Origin of the sequence: Arcicella gelida (assembly GCF_034931025.1) — a bacterium.
Taxonomy (GTDB): Bacteria; Bacteroidota; Bacteroidia; order Cytophagales; family Spirosomataceae; genus Arcicella; species Arcicella gelida.
In genome coordinates this window covers 17,298-37,940 of record NZ_JAYGIL010000037.1, presented here as the reverse complement: position 1 = coordinate 37,940, position 20,643 = coordinate 17,298, and the positions used below count along the sequence as shown (strand labels likewise).

General features: G+C 33.9%; 19 protein-coding genes. 10 read left to right on the top strand and 9 right to left on the bottom strand.

Annotation, left to right across the window (positions count from 1 at the left end):
* Positions 1-161 precede the first annotated feature (161 nt).
* Both VB776_RS21390 and VB776_RS21385 read right to left on the bottom strand, forming a co-directional pair.
* Positions 162-374, bottom strand: a complete 213-nt coding sequence (locus VB776_RS21390; RefSeq protein ID WP_323698910.1) for a hypothetical protein — start codon at positions 372-374, stop codon at positions 162-164.
* A gap of 54 nt (positions 375-428) precedes the next feature.
* On the bottom strand, positions 429-2,849 hold the full coding sequence (locus VB776_RS21385; RefSeq protein ID WP_323698909.1) for a DUF5686 family protein: 2,421 nt from the start codon (positions 2,847-2,849) through the stop codon (positions 429-431).
* A 325-nt stretch (positions 2,850-3,174) separates the two neighbouring features.
* Between VB776_RS21385 and VB776_RS21380 the strand changes: the two genes are divergently transcribed.
* From VB776_RS21380 to VB776_RS21360, 5 genes are all read left to right on the top strand, one after another.
* The gene (locus VB776_RS21380; RefSeq protein ID WP_323698908.1) at positions 3,175-5,361 is read left to right on the top strand and encodes a peptidase domain-containing ABC transporter; all 2,187 of its coding nucleotides are present in this window, start codon (positions 3,175-3,177) and stop codon (positions 5,359-5,361) included.
* Between the two features lie 3 nt (positions 5,362-5,364).
* Positions 5,365-6,732, top strand: a complete 1,368-nt coding sequence (locus tag VB776_RS21375) for an HlyD family secretion protein (protein WP_323698907.1) — start codon at positions 5,365-5,367, stop codon at positions 6,730-6,732.
* Position 6,733: 1 nt separating this feature from the next.
* Positions 6,734-8,197, top strand: coding sequence for a TolC family protein (locus tag VB776_RS21370; protein ID WP_323698906.1), 1,464 nt, complete (start codon positions 6,734-6,736; stop codon positions 8,195-8,197).
* Between the two features lie 171 nt (positions 8,198-8,368).
* A complete protein-coding gene (locus VB776_RS21365; RefSeq protein WP_323698905.1) occupies positions 8,369-9,598 on the top strand; it encodes a DEAD/DEAH box helicase in 1,230 nt (409 codons plus the stop codon).
* 345 nt (positions 9,599-9,943) lie between these two features.
* Positions 9,944-10,951, top strand: a complete 1,008-nt coding sequence (locus tag VB776_RS21360) for a THUMP-like domain-containing protein (protein WP_323698904.1) — start codon at positions 9,944-9,946, stop codon at positions 10,949-10,951.
* 588 nt (positions 10,952-11,539) lie between these two features.
* Here VB776_RS21360 and VB776_RS21355 read toward each other — a convergent pair.
* Entirely contained in the window at positions 11,540-12,052 is a 513-nt protein-coding gene (locus VB776_RS21355) for a methylated-DNA--[protein]-cysteine S-methyltransferase (protein ID WP_323698903.1), read from the bottom strand.
* A gap of 68 nt (positions 12,053-12,120) precedes the next feature.
* On the opposite strand from VB776_RS21355, the gene VB776_RS21350 reads away from it, so the two are divergent.
* From VB776_RS21350 to dnaJ, 3 genes are all read left to right on the top strand, one after another.
* Positions 12,121-13,017 (top strand): DNA-3-methyladenine glycosylase family protein, encoded by an 897-nt coding sequence (locus VB776_RS21350; protein ID WP_323698902.1) that lies wholly within the window; start codon positions 12,121-12,123, stop codon positions 13,015-13,017.
* 63 nt (positions 13,018-13,080) lie between these two features.
* A complete protein-coding gene (locus VB776_RS21345; protein ID WP_323698901.1) occupies positions 13,081-13,683 on the top strand; it encodes a nucleotide exchange factor GrpE in 603 nt (200 codons plus the stop codon).
* 187 nt (positions 13,684-13,870) lie between these two features.
* Positions 13,871-15,031, top strand: a complete 1,161-nt coding sequence (gene dnaJ / locus VB776_RS21340) for a molecular chaperone DnaJ (protein WP_323698900.1) — start codon at positions 13,871-13,873, stop codon at positions 15,029-15,031.
* 202 nt (positions 15,032-15,233) lie between these two features.
* Here dnaJ and VB776_RS21335 read toward each other — a convergent pair whose 3' ends face one another.
* On the bottom strand, positions 15,234-16,262 hold the full coding sequence (locus VB776_RS21335) for a quinone-dependent dihydroorotate dehydrogenase (protein ID WP_323698899.1): 1,029 nt from the start codon (positions 16,260-16,262) through the stop codon (positions 15,234-15,236).
* 238 nt (positions 16,263-16,500) lie between these two features.
* Between VB776_RS21335 and VB776_RS21330 the strand changes: the two genes are divergently transcribed.
* On the top strand, positions 16,501-17,136 hold the full coding sequence (locus tag VB776_RS21330; protein ID WP_323698898.1) for a hypothetical protein: 636 nt from the start codon (positions 16,501-16,503) through the stop codon (positions 17,134-17,136).
* Between the two features lie 12 nt (positions 17,137-17,148).
* Positions 17,149-17,820, top strand: coding sequence for a hypothetical protein (locus VB776_RS21325; protein WP_323698897.1), 672 nt, complete (start codon positions 17,149-17,151; stop codon positions 17,818-17,820).
* A 38-nt stretch (positions 17,821-17,858) separates the two neighbouring features.
* Here VB776_RS21325 and VB776_RS21320 read toward each other — a convergent pair whose 3' ends face one another.
* Genes VB776_RS21320 through VB776_RS21300 form a run of 5 tightly spaced genes read right to left on the bottom strand, consistent with a single transcriptional unit; the run spans position 17,859 to position 20,638 of the window.
* Complete coding sequence (locus VB776_RS21320) at positions 17,859-18,485, bottom strand: SCO family protein (RefSeq protein ID WP_323698896.1); 627 nt, start codon at positions 18,483-18,485, stop codon at positions 17,859-17,861.
* On the bottom strand, positions 18,475-19,071 hold the full coding sequence (locus tag VB776_RS21315) for a toxin-antitoxin system YwqK family antitoxin (RefSeq protein WP_323698895.1): 597 nt from the start codon (positions 19,069-19,071) through the stop codon (positions 18,475-18,477). Before VB776_RS21315 ends, VB776_RS21320 begins: the two co-directional genes overlap by 11 nt.
* 36 nt (positions 19,072-19,107) lie before the next feature.
* Positions 19,108-19,827 carry a YHYH protein gene (locus tag VB776_RS21310; protein ID WP_323698894.1) on the bottom strand — a complete coding sequence of 240 codons (720 nt, stop codon included), beginning with the start codon at positions 19,825-19,827 and terminating at the stop codon, positions 19,108-19,110.
* Positions 19,828-19,880: 53 nt separating this feature from the next.
* The gene (locus tag VB776_RS21305) at positions 19,881-20,348 is read right to left on the bottom strand and encodes a Spy/CpxP family protein refolding chaperone (protein WP_323698893.1); all 468 of its coding nucleotides are present in this window, start codon (positions 20,346-20,348) and stop codon (positions 19,881-19,883) included.
* Positions 20,345-20,638, bottom strand: a complete 294-nt coding sequence (locus VB776_RS21300; RefSeq protein WP_323698892.1) for a hypothetical protein — start codon at positions 20,636-20,638, stop codon at positions 20,345-20,347. Before VB776_RS21300 ends, VB776_RS21305 begins: the two co-directional genes overlap by 4 nt.
* Positions 20,639-20,643: the final 5 nt, after the last annotated feature.

Sequence of the window (20,643 nt, the reverse complement as noted above, 5' to 3'; positions counted from 1 at the left end):
TAGATTTAAAAATATGAATGCTCAAACAATTTATTCATGAATAAAAGTAGTGTTTTATCATGATTTCATTGTCTTTTTTTAGATGTACTTGACGAAATTTCTGCTATAAAGTAGATTAAACCCTATTGGCTTTATGCAGGACTCTTTAAGAATTACACAATTCAGAAATAACTTTCCACATTGGCAATTTTATTTTCCGCAATTTGGTTTGAAAAGTGTACAATCCTAAAATAATTTTCCGCTGAGGCAATTTTGTTTTCCTCAATTGATAAATAATTTTCCGCTGAGGCTATTTCATTTTCCACAATTGATAAATAATTTTCCTCAGAAGTATTTTTATTTTCCGCAAGGACAAAAAAATAGCGGAAATACATCCATCTCTATAAGATTTGATGTATTCCCGCAAGTACAAGAATGATTCATTTTTATCACCAATCAGGTGTTACTCCTCCACGCACTCTTGCATTCAATGAAATCCTGATACCGAACTGAGTATTTTGGAATTTAGTAAAGTCTTTGTTGGGTAAACTTCGATTGTTATATGCAAAAACTGCTTCTACTCTTAGTATGCGTAAAATTCCGTCGATTCCATAACCTACTTCTACATTATGAATGTCTTTATTCGCAGTATAAAGGTAGTTAGCAAAAAGCTCTTCACGAATCCCCTTGTTTCTGATTCTGGTAGATTGTGTCAGTGCAAATTTTCTAAGACCAACCATCGTCATGATGTCGATGTAAGAACCATTGGTTGAAAAGTAAAAAGGATCAATCAATTTTTTACTTACTCCCCAAATATAGTTATCGTAAAAACCGACTAGTCGATGTGTTGTAAGGGCATCACCAATCGAAATCATATTATTGTTTCCATTGAAGTGTTTATAATCTGCAAATGTCATTTTACTTGCACTTAAAAAAGTACCTGCTTGGGCGATATAATTGAAATTTGAATTGAGACCAAGCGGGAAATTATGAGTGATTCCTAATTCTATAGTATGGAAATCCATCTCTGTACCAAATACTTTTGGAATGGCTCCACGATATTTAAAAGTAATCAGAGGCGAAGAAGAAAAATCTACGTAACGGATGTTATTACGATATTGTTTTTTGAGCGTTGGTCGATAATTAATCTGGAAACTGGCTAAGAAAGCATCGTTACTTTGAAATTTTGTATTAACAATTTCCTTGTTTTGAGGAAAGTTCGGAGAGTAAGGGTCGCCTGCAAAGTTAATCCAGTAATAATTGGTAGTGTTTTCTAAAGGATAACGCCTTGCCCATTCCAAAGAAGTTTTGATACCGAAAGTATTAGAGAAACGGTCGCTATAAGAAAGATTGACAAAATCTTTTTCATAGATTTTAACGAAGTTCTTTTTTAATAAAAGCGTTGAAAGAGAGTTTAAGTCTAAGGCAACAGGCGTATCAACATTGTATTGAGAGATGTATGAACCACCCGAAACACTAAAATCTTCTCTTTGTGTTTTCCAACGAATCTTCACCATTCCCAACGAACGATTCTGTGTTACTGAATAGCGCCAAGTAGGGTCAATTTCCCACCAATCATAACGGTTTCTACGATAACGAAACAATGCACCTGTATTGAAAACAAATCCTTCGACGGTATTAAAGTTGAAATCTAAAACAGGAGATTTGTAATAAATTTCATAAGGATAATATCCCCGTTTTGTATTGCCCCAAAAGTATGAACGACTGAATAGAACGCTTCCTACTCCAAACTTTTGATTGGCTTGTCGGTAAGTTGAAAACTCATCAGGTTGTAAAGGGAGCGAGTTTTTGTTGTATGAACTAATCGGTAAGTCGGGAGTGAAAGCTTTGAAATCTGAATTGAGTTTTAACTGATACCAAACATTATCGTTTTGAATATCTGCTTCAGGAGCAATTTCAATTTTATCGTAACGTCTTAAACCAGAAGCAATGTTGGCATCACTCCATTGATTTTTAAGATTGGTACTCAAAGCCGACATTACTTGTTTGAATTGTTGAACCTCAAAATTTCGCTCTTGAATATTGACAATTTCCTTAAATTCATCTTCATTTGGGCGAATTAATTCAGGAATTATTTTATGAATAATACTCTGGTAATTCCAAACTTTAGCTTTGTAGGTATATTCGCCTTCAAAACCCATCAAAGCACCCGTGGCAATTATTTGATAATGCTCTGGCACCCACTGAGTATTAAATGGTACATATTTTACTTGTATTTGGTAGGTAATATTATAGTTTTTTACCTTTAATTCTACACTTTGTAGAAAAAAATCCACATCTGTTAGAGAAATAATACCACTAAATACCTTTTCGTCGTTATTGTTTTTGGGGATAACTTTTATTTGATGAATTTTTACTTGATTAATGATTTCAGTACCTAGATATTCAAAATCATAATATTTAAAAGCCTGTGGCGAAAGTGGCGAAATGGCATTTGTTCCTAAAGTAGCTTTATAAAAATTGGGGTTAATATATTTATCAGGACGAGCCTCTGTATGATAATTATTTCTAATGGCTTTGTTGATAAAATGATAAGTATTATCAGCACTTACCGAAAACTGAGCAAAAGACTCAGACTGGTAAAGAAGATTTTCTTCGATACCTTCGTTCATCAAGATAGGTTTCCATAAGCCTGGAATTTGTGTCCACTTTGCTGAATTTTGGATGAATACTTCCGCTTGATAGTTAACAAAAGCTTTATCATGAATCGGAGCAAGCTCAATAGCTTTTTGAATAATGCTATTGGCATCCAAGTTTGAATCAGCATTGTTTTTTTGAAAAGCGTATGAATTATTATATAAATTGATGGTCAAAAATATAAATAAAGCAATTATTTTTTTTACGAACATATTGTTTGTTTTGTTTCTGTATCTATCATAAGCTTTATAAAGTTTTAGAGTTTAGCAACTTAAAGATTCAAACGCTGAAAATCAAATAAAAATTATTGATTAAACCAATGTTAAGAATTATTAAAAATTGAGGCGTAAATTTACAAACAAACTTTGGTACAATTATTTGTTAATGGTAAATCTTAGTTTTATTGATAATATTAACCGCTTATCATTTATTGAAATTTTTGCTAAACACTAAATTTATTTTAGTTGTTGCAACAATTAAATGGGATTAATTTCATTAGTAAATCAATTAAACATTACACATTCAAACGAAAAAAATATGCAATCCACTCAGTTAAGCCTTATTGTTAAGAAACTAACCGAGTTTTACGGTACTGATTTTGATAACTTTGCGTATCAATCGCCACTTTCGAAACAAACAACTTTCAAAGTAAACGAAATTGATGATTTTATAAACGCACTTACTCAAGCAGCCCGAAAACAAAAATTCTTAGTAGTAGAAAATTATGCAAATGAGAAAGAATTTATCAATCTCATTCAAGGAAATTCACATCCTGTAATTTTTTTTGATGAAAGTAAGGATGGCACTAAAACCATTTTTGCTGCTAGACAATTAAAAAACAGCAAGCCTTTTTTTTATCAGTTTGAAGATGATAAGGAAGTAGAAGAAATTTCAGAGCATCAGTCATTTCAGCCTGCTACCCTTAAAGACCCTGCCGACCCAAGCAAAAATGGGAAAGTAAGATTTTTGGTAGTGTATCCGCTAGAAAATATTGATGATACACCCATTGCAGAGGATTTAAGTCCTACAAACCGATTGTTCAGAATGCTTGGTGCAGAACGTAAAGACATTGGTTATATTTATATTTATGCCATCGTCGTCGGGATTATCAGCTTAACCTTACCATTAGGAATTCAGGCAATTATCGGATTAGTATCTGGAGGTTTAGCTTTTAGCTCGGTTTATGTTTTAATTACCATCGTTATTCTTGGGGTTACCATTTCAGGCATTTTGCAGATTTACCAACAAACCTTAGTAGAAGTATTACAAAGAAGAGTATTTGCAAAAGCCGCTTTTGAATTCACCTATCGTATTCCAAGAGTAAAGTCTGAAGCCCTTTTAGGCTCTTATGCTCCCGAATTAATGAACCGCTTTTTTGATATTCTCAACGTTCAAAAAGCCCTTCCTAAAGTTTTAATTGATATTACTGCTGCAATTATTCAGATTCTTTTTGGCATTATTTTATTGTCGTTGTACCATCCTTACTTTATTGCATTTGGTTTGTTAACCATCGCTATCGTCACTTTTGTGGTGTATTTGAATGCCGAGAAAGGAATGGAGACAAGTTTGGCAGAATCAAAATACAAGTACAAAGTTGCGCAGTGGTTAGAAGATATTGCCCGTACTTTATATGCTTTCAAATCAGCAGGTTCCACGAATTTACCGATGCAAAGAATGGACTACTTGGTGAATAACTATTTGAAATACAGAAAGAAACATTTTAAAGTACTTTTGATTTTGTATGGAAATGCAGTATTCTTCAAAACATTTGTAACGGCAGTTTTATTGATTTTGGGTACTTCATTAGTTATCGACCGACAAATTTCTCTTGGGCAATTTGTTGCTTCTGAAATCATCATTGTATTAGTTGTCAACTCGGTAGAAAAACTAATTTCTGGAGCTGATACAGTTTTTGATTTATTGACAGCAGTCGAAAAAATGGGACATGTTACCGATTTGCCTTTGGAACGCCAATCAGGTTTGAATATTAATTTTCATGAGAAAAACGAAGGACTTGATATTAGATTAAAAGATGTGAGCTACCGTTATCCTGGCGAAACTAAATATGTATTGAAAAAACTAAATTTAGATATTGCACCCAAAGAAAGTATTTGTATCACAGGAACGAACGGCTCTGGAAAAGAAACTTTATTGAAAATACTCTCTGCGATTTTTACTGATTTTGAAGGTGCAATTACTTACAATGGCATGTCAATCAGAGATGTAAAATTAGATTCAATTAGAGATGCCATCGAGAGAAATCTAGCACTTGATGCCATCTTTGATGGTAGTTTATTGGATAATATTGCTATGGGGCGTTCAAGTGTAAAATACAGCGATGTGAAATGGGCTTTGGATAGTTTGAATTTAAGCGACTTTATCGCCGAACTTCCAGAAGGATTAAATACATCAATGATTGCAGGAGGAAAACGTTTTTCAGAAAGTTTTATCGCTAAAATTTCAGTGGCTAGATGTGTGGTTGAAAAACCAAAATTATTGATGATTACTGATATTTATCGTGAATTACATAAAGCAGAACGTCTAAAAACAATTGCTTTTTTAACAGATAAATCTAATCCTTGGACACTCCTCACAATTTCAAACGACCCGATGGTCATGGCGGCTTGCGACAAAGTAATCGTTTTGAACGAAGGCGAAATTGTGTTACAAGGGAAATATCAAGATTTAATCAAAGACATTCACTTTCAAGAAGCTATAGACTAAGATATGTTAAATTTATCAAAACAAAGTGTCAGTAAGCGAGTAAACGAGCAGTTTGAATTACATTCGCTCAATACGCTTCATACACCACGTTCAGCGGTAGTGCTAAAACGTTGGCTGATGGCTATCGTGGTGATTTTATTAATGGTGCTATTTTTACCTTGGCAACAAAACGTAACAGGGAAAGGTGATATTTCTGCCTTTACACCTAAAGATAGACCACAAAATATCCAGAATATTATTTCGGGAAGAATTGAAAAATGGATGGTGAAAGAAGGTGATTTGGTACAACAAGGAGATACGATTTTGGTGATTTCTGAAACAAAAGATGATTACTTTGACCCTAATCTTCCTGCTCGTTTACAAGACCAACTAACAGCCAAAAAAGCTGGATTGGATAGTTATCAAGCAAAGATTGTAGCCTTAGAACAACAAATTGCAGCCTTAGAACAAAATCAAAAATTTAGTTTACAAAAAGCTAAAAATAAAGTAAAGCAAGGTGTATTAAAAGTAACTTCTGATAGTACAGACGTGATTGCCGAGCAAGTACAATTTAATATTGCACAAACCAGATACGACAGGGGAGAAGACCAGTACAAAAATGGGGGTTTGGTTTCCTTGAGTGAGTTTGAATCTCGTAAATTGAAATTGCAAGAAACTAGAGCGAAATTAGTTTCAACGCAAAATAAATTGGCTATTTCTCGTCAAGAACTTACAAATGCACAAATTGAATTGAATTCTATTGGAGCTGAATATGCTGAAAAAATTGCAAAAGCACAATCAGACAAAAGTTCGGCATTATCTTCTTTGGCTGCTGGTCAGTATGAAATTTCACAATTGAGCAATAAAATTACCAATGTTGATATTCGCAGAAATCAGTATTATATCAAAGCACCACAAGAAGGTTATGTAGTGCGTGCGTTAAAAGCTGGTATCGGCGAAACCATTAAAGAAGGGGAATCAATTTGTACGCTTCAACCTTTTGCACCTGAAATGGCAGTAGAATTATATGTAAAAGCGATGGATGTTCCTTTAATTACAGAAGGACGTGAAGTACGTTTACAATTTGAAGGTTGGCCTTCTTTAGTATTCTCTGGTTGGCCTTCAACATCTGTTGGTACTTTTGGTGGTGTAGTGAAAGTAATTGATAGAATTGATAATGCCAAAGGTGAATATCGTTTATTGGTTATTCCAAAAATCCATAAAGGCGAACAAGATTGGCCAAAACAATTAAGAATGGGTTCTGGAGTAGTAGGTTGGGTAATGCTCGACGACGTACCAGTTTGGTATGAAATCTGGCGTCAATTAAATGCTTTTCCACCAACATTAAAACAAGAGCCTGAGGGAGCTTTAAATCATAAAAAAGCCAAGTAAAATGAAACAAACAAAAATGAGTGGCGTTCATCAAGCTGGACTTTTTACAAGTAAAGTTTTTTCAACGCTACGATTTTACAACATATATTTCTTCCTACTTTTTGTACTGTGTATTCCTAAAGCGAATGCACAGTCAACTTTTAGTTATGAAGATTTCAAAAGCTTAGTCCTGAAAAATCATCCAACCGTAAAACAAGCTAATTTGTATTTATCGGATGCTGACGCTGAAATCATGCAAGCAAAAGGAGCTTTCGACCCAAAGCTTTCATCAGATTTTGACAGAAAGGCTTTTAAAGGCGATGATTATTATAATCGTTGGAAAAATGCCTTGAAAATTCCAACTTGGACAGGCGTTGATTTTAAAGTTGGTTATGAACAAAGTACTGGTAAAAAACTTTTGTCAGAAGAATCTTCCCGTTTGATGGTAGCAGGATTGAGCGTTCCGATTGGACAAGGTTTGGTGATTGATGCCAGAAGAAATACTTTAAAGCAAGCCAATCTAGCCAAAAATATTGCTGAGGCAGAACGTCAGAAACTTATCAACAAAACTATTTTGTATGCCGCAAAAAGTTATTGGGAGTGGTGGTTTAGCTATCAGCAATTGCAATTTGTACGAGAAGGCTATGATTTAGCCAATCAAAGATTTGTGGCAACCCGTGAACGTTCGAGAGTAGGTGAACAAGCGACGATTGATTCTGTAGAAGCAAAAATTACTTTGCAAGACCGTGAAGTAGCTTTGGAACAAGCACAAGTAGATTTGCAAAATGCTCGTTTAGCCTTGTCCAATTATTTGTGGGATGAAAAAGAAATGCCATTAGAATTACCTGAAAATGCTTTTCCGCCATTGTCAGCCGTTAGAAAAGTAGATGAAACCACGCTTCAAAGTTTGATTACTCAAGCGAAAGCTCAACATCCTGAAATTCAAAAATATGATTTGAAAATTCAGCAATTGGGCATTGAAGAAAAGTTTAGAAAGGAAATGTTAAAACCTACTTTCAACGCCAATTTCAATTTAATTGCTGATAGTTTTAGCTCAAATCCAGCTTATACTTACGAAAATTCGTTTTCGACCAATAATCATAAACTAGGTTTTGAGTTTGTAATGCCACTTTTCTTGAGAAAAGAAAGAGGTAAATTACAGCAAATCAGAATCAAACAGCAAAGTACAGGTTTTGAACTGAATTTGGCTCGTCGTGAAATTATGAATGAAGTATATTCAGCTTACAATGAAGTGAAAAATTACGAACGTCAGCTACGCATTCAGCAAGATGCCGCTAAAAATCAGGAACTTCTTACAAAAGCTGAACAGCGAAAATTTGATATTGGTGAAAGTACTTTATTTTTAATCAACACTCGTGAAAGCAAATTGATTGACATGAAAATAAAAGTAGAATCATTGAAGAGTAAATACGAGAAAGCACTGGCAAATTTGGCATATACAGCGGGTTTGACTGAGCTTTTGTAATTTTTTTCTATAAATGAGTATGGATTGTTAATTTGTATTTGTCGTAAATTTTAGCTATCTTTTCAAAATTGAACATCAACGTTTGTTCGTTCTTCGTGCTGAAATACTTACTGAGAGCCAACAAGTTCAAGACAATACTTGTTAGACGAGCAAATTTTAAACAAATACAAATTGACATTTCAAGATTTCAACTTTGATTCAAAGCTATTAGAAGGCCTTGATTCAATGGGTTATAACAAACCAACTGCTATACAAGAACAGGCGATTCCGCTGATTCTGCAAAATAAAGATTTAATTGCCTGTGCTCAGACTGGAACAGGTAAAACTGCCGCTTTTTTATTGCCGACTTTGCATAAAATCATCAATACGCCTGAAAAACAAAGGCATCTCAACACGCTGATTATTTCGCCCACACGTGAATTAGCTACTCAAATCGACCAACAAGTTGAAGGATTGGGTTATTTCACAGGAGTAAGTTCCATTTCTATTTACGGAGGCGGTGATGGTGCTGCTTGGAATCAACAAAAAAAGGCTTTAGAAGATGGTGCTGAAATTATTATTGCTACACCTGGAAGGCTAATTGCTTTGTTGCAAATGGGAAAAATCAATTTTTCACATTTAAAGCATTTGATTTTAGACGAAGCCGACAGAATGTTGGATATGGGTTTTTATGATGATATTATCAAAATTATCAAGTATTTACCTGTTAATCGCCAAACGATTCTTTTTTCGGCAACGATGCCTCCCAAAATTAGATTATTGGCAAATACCATTCTGAAAAATCCAGAAGAAGTAAACATTTCAATTTCAAAACCTTCTGAGGGTATTTCTCAACAAGCGTATTTGGTGTATGATACCCAGAAAATAAAACTGTTGACACATCTTTTAGAAGAAGGTAAATATATTAGTGTCATTATTTTTGCTTCAACTAAAGAGAACGTAAAACAATTAGATAAAGAACTTCGAAATGCTGGATTAAAAGCAAAAGCGTTTCACTCTGATTTAGACCAAAAAGAAAGGGAAGATATTCTTCGTGAGTTCAGAAGTAAATCATTGCCAATTTTGATTGGAACGGATATTCTTTCAAGAGGAATTGATGTAGAAGGAATTAGCTTGGTGGTTAATTTTAATACGCCTCACGACCCAGAAGATTATATTCATAGAATTGGTAGAACTGCTCGTGCTGAGACAAAAGGTATTGCTATTACTTTTATCAATGATAAAGACCAAAAGAAATTTGCTGCTATTGAAACTTTAATTGGAAGAGAAATCCCTAAATCGCCACTTCCAGATGGGATGGGAGAAGCACCTGTTTACCAGCCCAATAAAAGAGTAAATGCGGATGGGTTTAAGAAAAAACCATTTAAGAAAAAGAAAAAGTTCGTAAAAAAAGAGCAATAACACAATAGGCTGTTTCTGTAGTTCTTAAAAATTGAAGTAACAGCCTAAATTCGAACATCGTTCTACGCTTAAATTAATGTTGGTAACGTAAATGTCACTTCTACCGCTTAATTTTGTGGCTTAAATGCTAAAATTATCGAATCGTCTCCAACATATTTACTTTCAGAAGAAGAAAAAACCTTTGTTAATAATCATCTCAATGATGATGTCAATCAATTACTTTTACAAGCAAAGCGTTTCCCAAATCTCAATATTCCTTATTTAGTAGCACAAATTCAGGCTAGGCAAAAAGCCAAAAATAAGCTTCCAGAATGGACTGAAAACCTTGATGTTTATTTTCCTAAAATGCTTTCATTGGAGCAATCTTCCTCAGAAATTACTGCAAAATTTAAAGCTAGTTTAGTACATGGTGAAAGTATTTTAGACCTTACGGGCGGAATGGGAATAGACCTTTCTTTCCTAAGTAAAGGTTTCAAAAAGGCTTTTTATGCTGAACAAAATAGTGAATTATTGACAATTACACAGCATAATTACGAAGTATTGGGTATTAGAAATGTACAATTTGTAGGAGGGAATTCTGAAGTTTTTTTAAGCGAAATCCAAACAACATTTTCATGGATTTATCTTGACCCACATCGACGAGATGATACGGGCAATAAAGTTGTAAAACTAGAAGATTGTGAGCCTAATATTGTGAAAATTAAAGGTTTGATTTTTGAGAAAACTGAGAAGGTTTTGCTGAAAGTATCACCAATGTTGGATATTGATTTAGCAATTTTGGGCTTGAAAAATGTATCTGAAGTATATATTGTTGCGGTAGAGAACGAAGTAAAAGAAATCCTATTCAAGCTTGAAAAAGATTTTGAGGGGGAAGCCAAGATTCAAGCCATTAATTTTCTAAAACAAGTACTTGTAGCTGGAAGTAATTTACCTGAAAAACACGTTTTTACTTTTCAGAAATCGGAGGAGAAAACGGCAGTCATAAGCTTTAGTTCACCAAAACAATTTTTGTATGAACCAAACGCTGCAATTTTAAAATCAGGTGCTTTTAGAATGACGGCTCAGGTATTTGGTTTACAAAAAATTGCACCGCATAGTCATCTTTATACTTCAGAACAATTGGTTGAACATTTTCAAGGAAGAATTTTTAAAGTAAAAGCTGTTTGTAAATTAGATAAAAAAGAAATTGCCAAACATATTTCAGGTAATAAAGCCAATATCACGATTAGAAATTTCCCTTTGACGGTGAAGCAAATCAGAGAAAAATTAAAACTGAATGAAGGCGGAGATGATTATCTTTTTGCAACAACCGATGCACAAAATCAAAAGATTGTAATTGTTTGCAGCAAATAACCCGTAAAACGAGTTTCCAACTCCTAAAAACAAAGTATATTGACACCTCTAATTTAGTAGATATGTCGATTTCATCTTTATATATGAGGCTTTAATTTAGTGATATGTCAATTCCATCTTTATACATGAGGCTTTCATTTAGTGATATGTCAATTCCATCTTTATACATGAGGCTTTAATTTAGTGATATGTCAATTTCATCTTTATACATGAGGCTTTAATTTAGTGATATGGCGATTCCATCTTTATACATGAGGCTTTAATTTAGTGATATGTCAATTACATCTTTATACATGAGGCTTCAATTTAGTGATATGTCAATTTCATCTTTATACATGAGGCTTCAATTTAGTGATATGACGATTCCATCTTTATACATGAAGCTTTAATTTAGTGATATGACAATTCCATCTTTATACATGAGGCTTTCATTTAGTGATATGTCAATTCCATCTTTATACATGAGGCTTTAATTTAGTGATATGACGTTTCCATCTTTATACATGAGGATTTAATTTAGTGATATGACACTTCCCTTAATAGTTTCCAAATCAGCCTCATGTAAGACCTTATGAGTAAGTAGATTCATCAAAACATACTCGTCTGATAATTCCCAGAATGTTTTGCTTCGTGTTCTAAAAGCCATTTTTTTCGCCACAAATCGCCACCATATCCAACCAATGAACCATTCGCCCCAATTACTCTGTGGCATGGAACAACAATCGTAAATTTATTTGAGCCATTGGTCGTTCCAACGGCACGAATGGCTTTTTCGTTACCAATTCTTCTCGAAAGTTCTAAGTATGAAATCGTTTTTCCATAAGGAATCGTTTCCAATTTTTCCCAAACGGATTTCTGAAAATCTGTGCCTTCGTGTTTGATAGCAAGCTCAAAATCTTTGCGAGTTCCTTCAAAATACTCTTTCATTTGTTGCTCAAATTCATCAATAATAGGAGGGATGTGTGCTGTTACTTCTTTTCGTGGACTAGGTTTTCTCTGTGTTTCCACAAAAAGAATGGATGTTAAATAGTTTTCGGTAGCTGATACTTCAATCGTACCCAAAGGTGAATCAATGTATTTTGTGAAAATTTCGATAGTCATTTTACGGTCAGATTAGCAAGTTTCGGTTTTTATGGAAGAAAACAATTCAGTATTTTGCAAGAAAAAACATGAATTCAATTCTTCTTCCTGTTCCTCCACAGTTTTCTTTTCAAGAATGTTTATGGTTTTTAGATAGAAACTATGATGATTGTCTGCACGAAGTTCGTGAAAATTCTGTGTTAAAACTGCTATCAGTAAATGAAAAACCAACATTAATTGAAATAAAACAGCTTGAAGAAAACTTGCAAATTGAAGTGATTCTTGGTGAAATTGACGAAGAAAAAATCTGCCATTTTGTAAGGGAATGGTTTGATTTAGAACGAGATTTAATGCCATTTTATCAATTATTGAAACAAGACGAAGATTTAAAATACATGGTTTCAGATTATCATGGATTGCGTTTATTAGGAATTCCAGATTTATTTGAAGCCCTTTGCTGGTCGATTATTGGTCAGCAAATTAATCTTAGTTTTGCGTATAAGCTCAAACGTAGATTGACAGAAACTTATGGCGAAAAACAAACTTATCAAAATACGGATTTTTACTTGTTCCCCAAGGCTGAAATTATAGCTTCTTTAACAGTTGAAGAACTTAAAAATATGCAATTTTCAACCAGAAAAGCGGAGTATTTAATTGAAATTGCTCGACATTTTTCCAATGGATTTCTGTCAAAAACAATGTTGGAAAGTCTTTCTACCGAAGAAGCCATTAAGAAATTAGTGGCAATTCGTGGAATTGGTGAATGGACGGCCAATTATGCTTTGATGAAATCTTTAAAACGTTTAGAATGTGTTACTTATGGAGATGTTGGTTTGTACAATGCCCTAAATTACTTGAAAAATTTCCCTAAAAAACCTTTAAGAAAAGACTTAGATACTTTTTTTGAAGGCTTTAAAGATTGGGAAGCTTATACCGTTTTTTATTTATGGCGAAGTTTAGCGGTGAAGAATACAGCAATTCAATAAATCTGAGGATAAAAAACCGTAACTTTGTCAATTCAAAATCTGTCAATCTGACAGAAAACACAAATGGCAAAACTTTTGAGAGTATTAAGCAAATATAAAAATAAAGCGAAAAGTATATTGAAAATGGAAAATAAGGAAGAATTACAGACAGAAGAACAAGTGTTGACCCAAGAAACTGACAATGTTTCTGAAAATATAGAAGCAGTAATTGAAGAAACAGTAGAAATTTCTGAAACTGAAAAACTTCAAGGAGAAATAGCTGAATTAAAAGATAAGTATTTACGCCTGTATTCTGATTTTGATAATTTCCGTAAACGCACGGCGAAAGAGAAATTAGAAATGATTCAATCAGCTTCAGAAAAAGTAATTGTAGATGTTATTCCTGTGATTGATGATATTGAAAGAGCTACAGCAAATGCACAAGAAGGAGAGATTTCAGAAGGAATTCAATTGATTTTTAATAAATTGATTAATACGTTGGCTACTAAAGGTTTAAAACCAATGGATGCGAAAGGACAAGTATTTAATCCAGATGTTCACGAAGCGATTACTCAATTTCCAGCTCCTACAGAAGATGACAAAGGAAAAGTGTTTGATGTAGTTGAAAAAGGATATTATTTGAATGAAAAAGTAATTCGCTTTGCGAAAGTTGTAGTAGCAAACTAATATAAGTATGAATTATAAGTGATGAATTATGAGTTGCTTCCCACTGATGTTTAGCGTATTGACAAACAGTTACAGTGTTTTAACTTAGAAAATTATCACTTATAAAAAATAATACTTACTAAAAATAAAGTAATTCTTGACAGAAATTGTTGTTCTACTTGATTACTTAATTCATTGTTCAGAAAAAATGGCAAAAAGAGATTATTACGAAGTATTAGAAATTTCTAAGTCAGCTTCGGAAGACGAAATAAAGAAAGCGTATCGTAAGATGGCAATTAAATTTCACCCAGATAAAAATCCAGGTGATAAAGTTGCTGAAGAAAAATTTAAAGAGGCAGCAGAAGCTTACGAAGTATTATCAAACGCACAGAAAAAAGCCCAGTATGATCGTTTCGGACATGCAGGCATGAGTGGTGCTGCTGGCGGTGGTGGCGGTTTCAACGGCGGTGGCATGAATATGGATGATATTTTCAGCCAATTCGGTGATATTTTCGGTGATAACAATCCTTTTGGTGGATTCTTCAATGGAGGAGGACAACAACAAGGACGTAGAACTAGAAAAGGTTCTGATTTAAGAATTAAACTTAAATTGAACTTAGAAGAAGTTGCCAACGGTGTTGAAAAGAAAATCAAAGTAAAACGTCACGTTACTTGTAAGCCTTGTAGCGGAAGCGGAGCGAAAAACGGAACAGAATTACAGTCATGTCAGACTTGTGGTGGTTCTGGTCAAGTGCGTCGTGTTCAGCAAACCATGCTTGGACAAATGGTAACAACTTCTACTTGTCCTACTTGTAATGGAGAAGGCAAGATGATTAAAACTCGTTGTGAAGTTTGTTTTGGAGAAGGTAGAGTGTTAGAAGAAGAAATCATCCCAATTAAAATTCCAGCAGGTGTTGCAGAAGGAATGCAATTATCTATGACGGGCAAAGGAAATGTTCCTCCTCGTGGTGGTGTGGCTGGCGATTTATTGATTGTGATTGAAGAAGAAGCAGATGAAGTATTACACCGTGATGGAACGAATGTAGTATATGATTTATACTTGAACTTCGCAGATGCAGCTTTAGGAACTTCTGTAGAAGTACCAACCATTGGTGGTAAAGCTCGTATTACGATTGAAGCAGGAACGCAAGCAGGTAAAATTCTTCGTTTAAAAGGAAAAGGTATTAAAGAATTGAACGGATACGGCGTGGGTGATGAATTAATTCACGTAAATATTTGGACACCTAAAACGCTAAGTCGTGAAGAAACTGAACAATTAGAGAAATTCAGAACTTCGCCAAACTTCCAACCAAAGCCAAGTAAAAGTGATAAAAATTTCTTCGAGAAGATGAAGGATTTTTTTAATTAGATTTTAGACGTGAAACACAGAATGTATGTTGGTTTTTTAATGAAAAATAGTTTGAAAGTCATTACATTGTAAATGAAAATCCCAAGAAATTGTCTTATTTGACATTACTTGGGATTTTCTCTATTTTATTGAAATATAAAATTTTGGATAGTGAAGTTTACCTAATATTGGTGCTATCTACCTAAAAAAGCAGTAATCCTATTTAGTTTTTGCCAGCAATTGCCTTATTAATCTCACTTGCTAAAGCTGGACCTTCATAAATAAAGCCTGTATAGATTTGTACTAAACTTGCTCCTGCGTTCAATTTCTCAATAGCATCTTCTGGAGAATGAATTCCACCTACTCCAATAATAGGAAATGCTTTATTTGATTTTTCAGATAAGTAACGAATTACTTCCGTCGAACGCTTCTCTACAGGTTTTCCGCTTAATCCTCCCATTTCTGATGTCAATGAAGCAGATGAACGTAATCCTTCTCTTGAAATCGTAGTGTTTGTTGCAATTACGCCAGCAATATGTGTTTCTTGAACAATTTCAATAATATCATCCAATTGAGAATCCGTTAAATCTGGTGCAATCTTTAATAAAATTGGTTTTGATTTCGGACGTTTCTCGTTTTCTACTTGTAGTGTTTGTAAGAGATTTTTCAATGGCTCTTTTTCTTGCAATGCTCTAAGATTGGGAGTATTAGGCGAGCTAACATTTACTACAAAATAATCTACTACATCAAACAGTTCATCAAAACAGATTAAGTAATCATCCACTGCATTTTCGTTGGGCGTTACTTTATTTTTACCGATGTTTCCACCAATCAAAATATCTGATTTACGTTGTTTTAATTTCAAAACGGCTTCTTTTACACCTTCATTATTAAAACCCATTCTGTTGATCAAGGCTTCATCTTCTTTTAGACGAAACAAACGTGGTTTATCATTTCCTGGCTGTCCTTTTGGAGTAAGCGTTCCGATTTCGATAAAACCAAAACCCATTGTTGATAATTCATCTACTAACACCGCATTTTTATCAAACCCTGCTGCTAAACCTACTGGATTCTTGAATTTTAATCCAAATATATCTCTTTCTAATACTGGATTTTCGTAATGATAAATCGCCTTGAAAATAGCAGGAACAAATGGAATTTTAAACAAGAATTTCACTAAACTAAAAGTGATATGATGGGCTTTTTCAGCATCAAATTGAAACAATAGAGGCTGGAGGAGAAATTTATACATGGATTAAGCTTTACATGAAAATAATTGTAAAATTACTAAAAGCACGAATAAAAACCGCTCATTTATTCAATACTTGATAGCTTTTTATTTAAGGCTGAATGGCTTAATCGCCTTAAAACTTGTTAATAAATCTTAAATATTACACCAACATTATACGTTTACTTGTTTAGCATGACATAAGCCAGTACTTTCGTCATCAATTAAATAACACTTAAACAATTAAAACAACTCTTACACTATGTTAAGTAAAAAACTTCCTTTGCTCGTCATGATGTTTGTCATGATTAGTTTTCTCTCTAAAGCCCAGTATGAAAAAGGCTCAAAATTTTGGCAAGTTGAAGGTACTTTTAGTGGCAATTTTACTTCAAATACCAATTCCACACCTTTTCCCAACACTACTGATGCTAGTACCAACAATTCATCACTGACTTTTAAAAGAGCAGTATTTGGTGAAAATAACTTAGCCAAAGGCTGGTTATTAGGCTACAAATTAGAAGCTAATACTTCATCGACAGATTATAGTTTGGATAAGAGTAACAACTATATTCATACTATTCAGGCAGGCTATTTTGTAGATAAGTTCAAGCCATTGAGTAAATCATTAGCTATTTATGGTGAATTGCTAGCAAAAGCTGGCTATGGAATTTACAGTGGCACTAGTAATTCTTCTATTAACCAGTATTCTTTAGATGCTAATTTGAATGTTGGTTTTCGTTATTATCTCAAAAAGAATCTGTTTATCAACGGACAAACATCACTGGTTAATTTGAGTTTTTACCAACAAAGAACTGGTAACTACAAGTACACTAACGTTAATTTGAACAGTATTATGAATGTAAGTTCTTTGTCCATTTCCATCGGTAAATCATTCTAAACCTCCAAAAACATGAAATCAAACATGAAATTATTATACATTTTTGCTATTATCTTGTTAGCAAATACTTATGTAAAGGCACAGTTTAATGCAGGAGAATCATATTTAGGCGGTTCATTAATGATGAATCAATCTAAATTTGGAGAATCTTTGGACAACCATAATTCTTCAATAGGATTAGGATATGGTAAATTTATTTCGAAGAATACTGCAAAGACTCTTTCAATCTATGTTGGCTATGGCAATCAATCTTCCAGTTCAGGATTTTTAGATGATAAGAGCTTTGGTATCAGTTTAAACAAAGGACGTCAATATTATAAAACTATTTTTGGGAAACTAGGTATTTATGGAGGATTTTCAGGTGGAATTAACTACAATAACCAAGATACTAAAACGCCTTATAATCAAGAGCCAATGGGTTATGTAGAAAGAACTGCTAATCAGATTGCTCTAAGTTTTGACGGCGGTGGAGGCTTAGTATATCGTTTAAATAATAAATGGGCATTTACTGGAAACTTAATCAATTTGGATATTGCTGATGTTAGTTATTCGTGGGCAGATGGTAAAAGAAATCTTACCCAATCAGGCGTTCCAAGTAGTTTTTCAGAAAAACGATTTGAATATAATTTCAAACCTACAATTTCATTCTCATTTGGCATCGGAATTAGGTATATTTTAAAGTAAAGTAAAAATCCCTTCTGAAAATTTCCGAAGGGATTTTTTTAGTCCTCAGCTTTCAATACTTTAATATCTTCAATAAGATTTTCAATGTCTAAAGGAATTGTTCCATTATAAATTCCTCTGATTCTTAGCTTTTTATCGACTAAAATAAAGTTTTCAGTATGTAGAAAATCGTTTTCTTTTTTCTGAACGCCTAAATTTTCATCTACAAAATATGAGTTTCTAGCTAGTTGATAAATCGCTTTTTTATCTCCCGTTAATAAATTCCAATTAGAAGTATTAAGCTTGTGCGAAATGGCATAACGCTTTAAAACACTTACGCTATCACGATTAGGCATTACGCTGTAAGACATAATGCTGAAGATACTATCATTTGGAAATGCTTTTGACACTTTTTGCATTGCTTCCATCAATCTCGGACAAAGACTTGGGCAAATCGTAAAAAAGAAATTCGCTACATGGATTTTGCCTAACACATCTTTTTGAGTAATGCTTTTGTTATCCTGATTTTTAAATTGAAAATGTGAAATGGTATGAGAAACTTCCTCCGCTTTCCAAACGGCCGTAAAGTCAGGCGTATTATAAAAGGGGATTTTATTACTTTCTTGTTTTGCTTCGCATTGCCAAAAGAGTAAAGCGATAAAGGCGAAAATTATTTTAGTTTTCATTTAAAAGCGATTTTTCGTTATTGCCCATACAGCCTTTTGCACCTAATAAGCCAAACCTTCTGCCATTTTTTACTTCGTAATTTGCCTTGACTTTGCCATCATCAAACCACATTTGTTGCACGCCTGCTGGCTGACCATTTTCATCATAATTATTTACTGAAAACAGTTGTCCATTCGGGTACCATTCTTTGTGATTTTTGATGGGAGCATCATTTTTAAATTCATATTCAAAGCGTTTTTGTCCGTTTTCCCACCAAGCTTCGTGTTTGCCTGTTTTGTGGTTTTGCCTGTAAAATCTTCGTTCCTGAATTTGTCCGTTTTCAAACCATTTTTCACTTAAACCTTCTCGCTTTCCTTCATCAAAACTTTGTTTTGACGCTAGTTTTTTATTGGAGTAATACTTTACAAGAGTTCCTGAAAAGGCTTTTTGCTGATAAAGTAAAATGCCGTTGTTTTGTGAGAAAAGCTTTTCATCCCAAGTAATTTCTACTTGGGGTGAACTACAAGCTACAAATATCAAAAGCAAAAAGAGGATGAGTTTTGCGTTTGGAGTGATGATGCTGGAATGATGAATTTTGATATACATTACCTTTAAACTTAAAATCACATAGCAAAATGTTTTTTATTTGCTCACTGTTCCAGCCGTTCCATAAAAACCAGAACCATTGATGTATGGGTCGGCATCAGTAATATGATAATGATAAATACCCTCAGGAAATTCTGTAGTAGCATGCGAGTGTCCATGCAAATTATCTAAATCAGCATTGGTGACAGCCTTTCCATTTTCTAGTGGGCCATAAACTGGGAATCCATCCAAAAGTAATCCTAGAAAAGCTGCCTTGCCATTTTTGGTGGTTAGATATGTAGGCTCTTGATGATAATGATATTGTCCAAATTGTTGAGGATGCCCCAAGTATTGGTCGAATGAATTAATTTCATTCGTCAATGGTTGGTTTGGTCCTGCATATTGATTGAAAAAAGGAATGCCATTCAATGAAACCCCAATTGGTCCAAGTGGAGTAGCCGAAGTATTACTCGCTTTATTGGGATGCAAAGGAATTTTAAACACTAAAGTTTGTTCTGAAATACTGTTTGGGTTGATTGAAAACTTGCTATTACTGCCATTGTAAGCTTCATAACGAGCATCTGTTTTGGCAAAATAGGGGCTTTTATGGTCTGGGATTCCGTTACTTCTAATCACTAAATAATCACCTTCAACCGTTGCCGTAACACTTGTTCCTGAGAATTTATTTTTCAGTACCGAAATATCAATGGTTGAAGTATTAGTATTGGGTGTTACAGTGGTATCGTCGCTTTGCTTACATGCAAGAAAGATAATCATGAGGAATAATAATGATGAATATTTCATGTTTTTCAGGGTTAAATAGTGATAAATCAGGGTCTTTTGGGTGGCGGAGGACTGCCTTGTCTTCCCATTTTTGCTAAGATTTCAGATAAAAGATTATCCAGTAAAGGTTTCTGTTTATCAGTGCAAATGGTATTTCTTACTTTTCTAAAATGTTTCAAGGTTGCTAAATCTTGCTGAATTACCAGTTTGGCAATTTGTTCGCTCACAATTTTCGTTTTGAGGGAATCTTCAGGGAAAGCAATCATTTGAAACAATTCATTTTTCAATGGACGCATTTGCTGATGAATTGAACGCATCTCTTGTTGATGCTCTTTGATGAGTACATCATACTGGTTCACTTGCTCTTCTGTGAATTGCAATTCTCTTTCAACAAATTTTCGAACTTCTTGTCTGTCAGGATGAGGCGGTTTATCATGAGTAAACCAAATAGTTCCTAACAAAAAAACATTGAGCAGTACCAGCAAGCCGATTAACCAAGCAGATTTATTTTTCATGGCTCATATAAATTTTGGGTAGTTGTTATTCCTAAATAAGCTCCAAATTCCTCTTTATTCATGTCTGAATGCTGATTGTTTAAAAATATTTTACCCATTGTAGCAAGGTTGAAACCAATAATCAGCATACAAATAGCAAGCTTCGCATAAGTCATCCACGAAATTGTTGGGCTACTAAGCTCATTCATACGATGTCTAATTTTGGCATACAAAAAGGGGTTTGAAGCAACTGGTTTTATATTTTCAATACTTTCCAGTGTTTTGGCTATTTCTTCTTCGATATTTTTCATGTTCA

Bases quoted from the DNA above. Each gene is read 5' to 3' on its own strand.
- VB776_RS21375 (WP_323698907.1), top strand. From the start codon at position 5,365: ATGTTAAATTTATCAAAACAAAGTGTCAGTAAGCGAGTAAACGAGCAG.
- VB776_RS21360 (WP_323698904.1), top strand. From the start codon at position 9,944: ATGCTTTCATTGGAGCAATCTTCCTCAGAAATTACTGCAAAATTTAAA.
- VB776_RS21315 (WP_323698895.1), bottom strand. From the start codon at position 19,071: ATGTATATCAAAATTCATCATTCCAGCATCATCACTCCAAACGCAAAA.
- VB776_RS21320 (WP_323698896.1), bottom strand. From the start codon at position 18,485: ATGAAAACTAAAATAATTTTCGCCTTTATCGCTTTACTCTTTTGGCAA.
- dnaJ (WP_323698900.1), top strand. From the start codon at position 13,871: ATGGCAAAAAGAGATTATTACGAAGTATTAGAAATTTCTAAGTCAGCT.
- VB776_RS21335 (WP_323698899.1), bottom strand. From the start codon at position 16,262: ATGTATAAATTTCTCCTCCAGCCTCTATTGTTTCAATTTGATGCTGAA.
- VB776_RS21370 (WP_323698906.1), top strand. From the start codon at position 6,734: ATGAAACAAACAAAAATGAGTGGCGTTCATCAAGCTGGACTTTTTACA.
- VB776_RS21345 (WP_323698901.1), top strand. From the start codon at position 13,081: ATGGCAAAACTTTTGAGAGTATTAAGCAAATATAAAAATAAAGCGAAA.
- VB776_RS21325 (WP_323698897.1), top strand. From the start codon at position 17,149: ATGAAATCAAACATGAAATTATTATACATTTTTGCTATTATCTTGTTA.
- VB776_RS21380 (WP_323698908.1), top strand. From the start codon at position 3,175: ATGCAATCCACTCAGTTAAGCCTTATTGTTAAGAAACTAACCGAGTTT.
- VB776_RS21385 (WP_323698909.1), bottom strand. From the start codon at position 2,849: ATGTTCGTAAAAAAAATAATTGCTTTATTTATATTTTTGACCATCAAT.
- VB776_RS21355 (WP_323698903.1), bottom strand. From the start codon at position 12,052: ATGACTATCGAAATTTTCACAAAATACATTGATTCACCTTTGGGTACG.
- VB776_RS21310 (WP_323698894.1), bottom strand. From the start codon at position 19,827: ATGATTATCTTTCTTGCATGTAAGCAAAGCGACGATACCACTGTAACA.
- VB776_RS21330 (WP_323698898.1), top strand. From the start codon at position 16,501: ATGTTAAGTAAAAAACTTCCTTTGCTCGTCATGATGTTTGTCATGATT.
- VB776_RS21300 (WP_323698892.1), bottom strand. From the start codon at position 20,638: ATGAAAAATATCGAAGAAGAAATAGCCAAAACACTGGAAAGTATTGAA.
- VB776_RS21390 (WP_323698910.1), bottom strand. From the start codon at position 374: ATGTATTTCCGCTATTTTTTTGTCCTTGCGGAAAATAAAAATACTTCT.
- VB776_RS21350 (WP_323698902.1), top strand. From the start codon at position 12,121: ATGAATTCAATTCTTCTTCCTGTTCCTCCACAGTTTTCTTTTCAAGAA.
- VB776_RS21305 (WP_323698893.1), bottom strand. From the start codon at position 20,348: ATGAAAAATAAATCTGCTTGGTTAATCGGCTTGCTGGTACTGCTCAAT.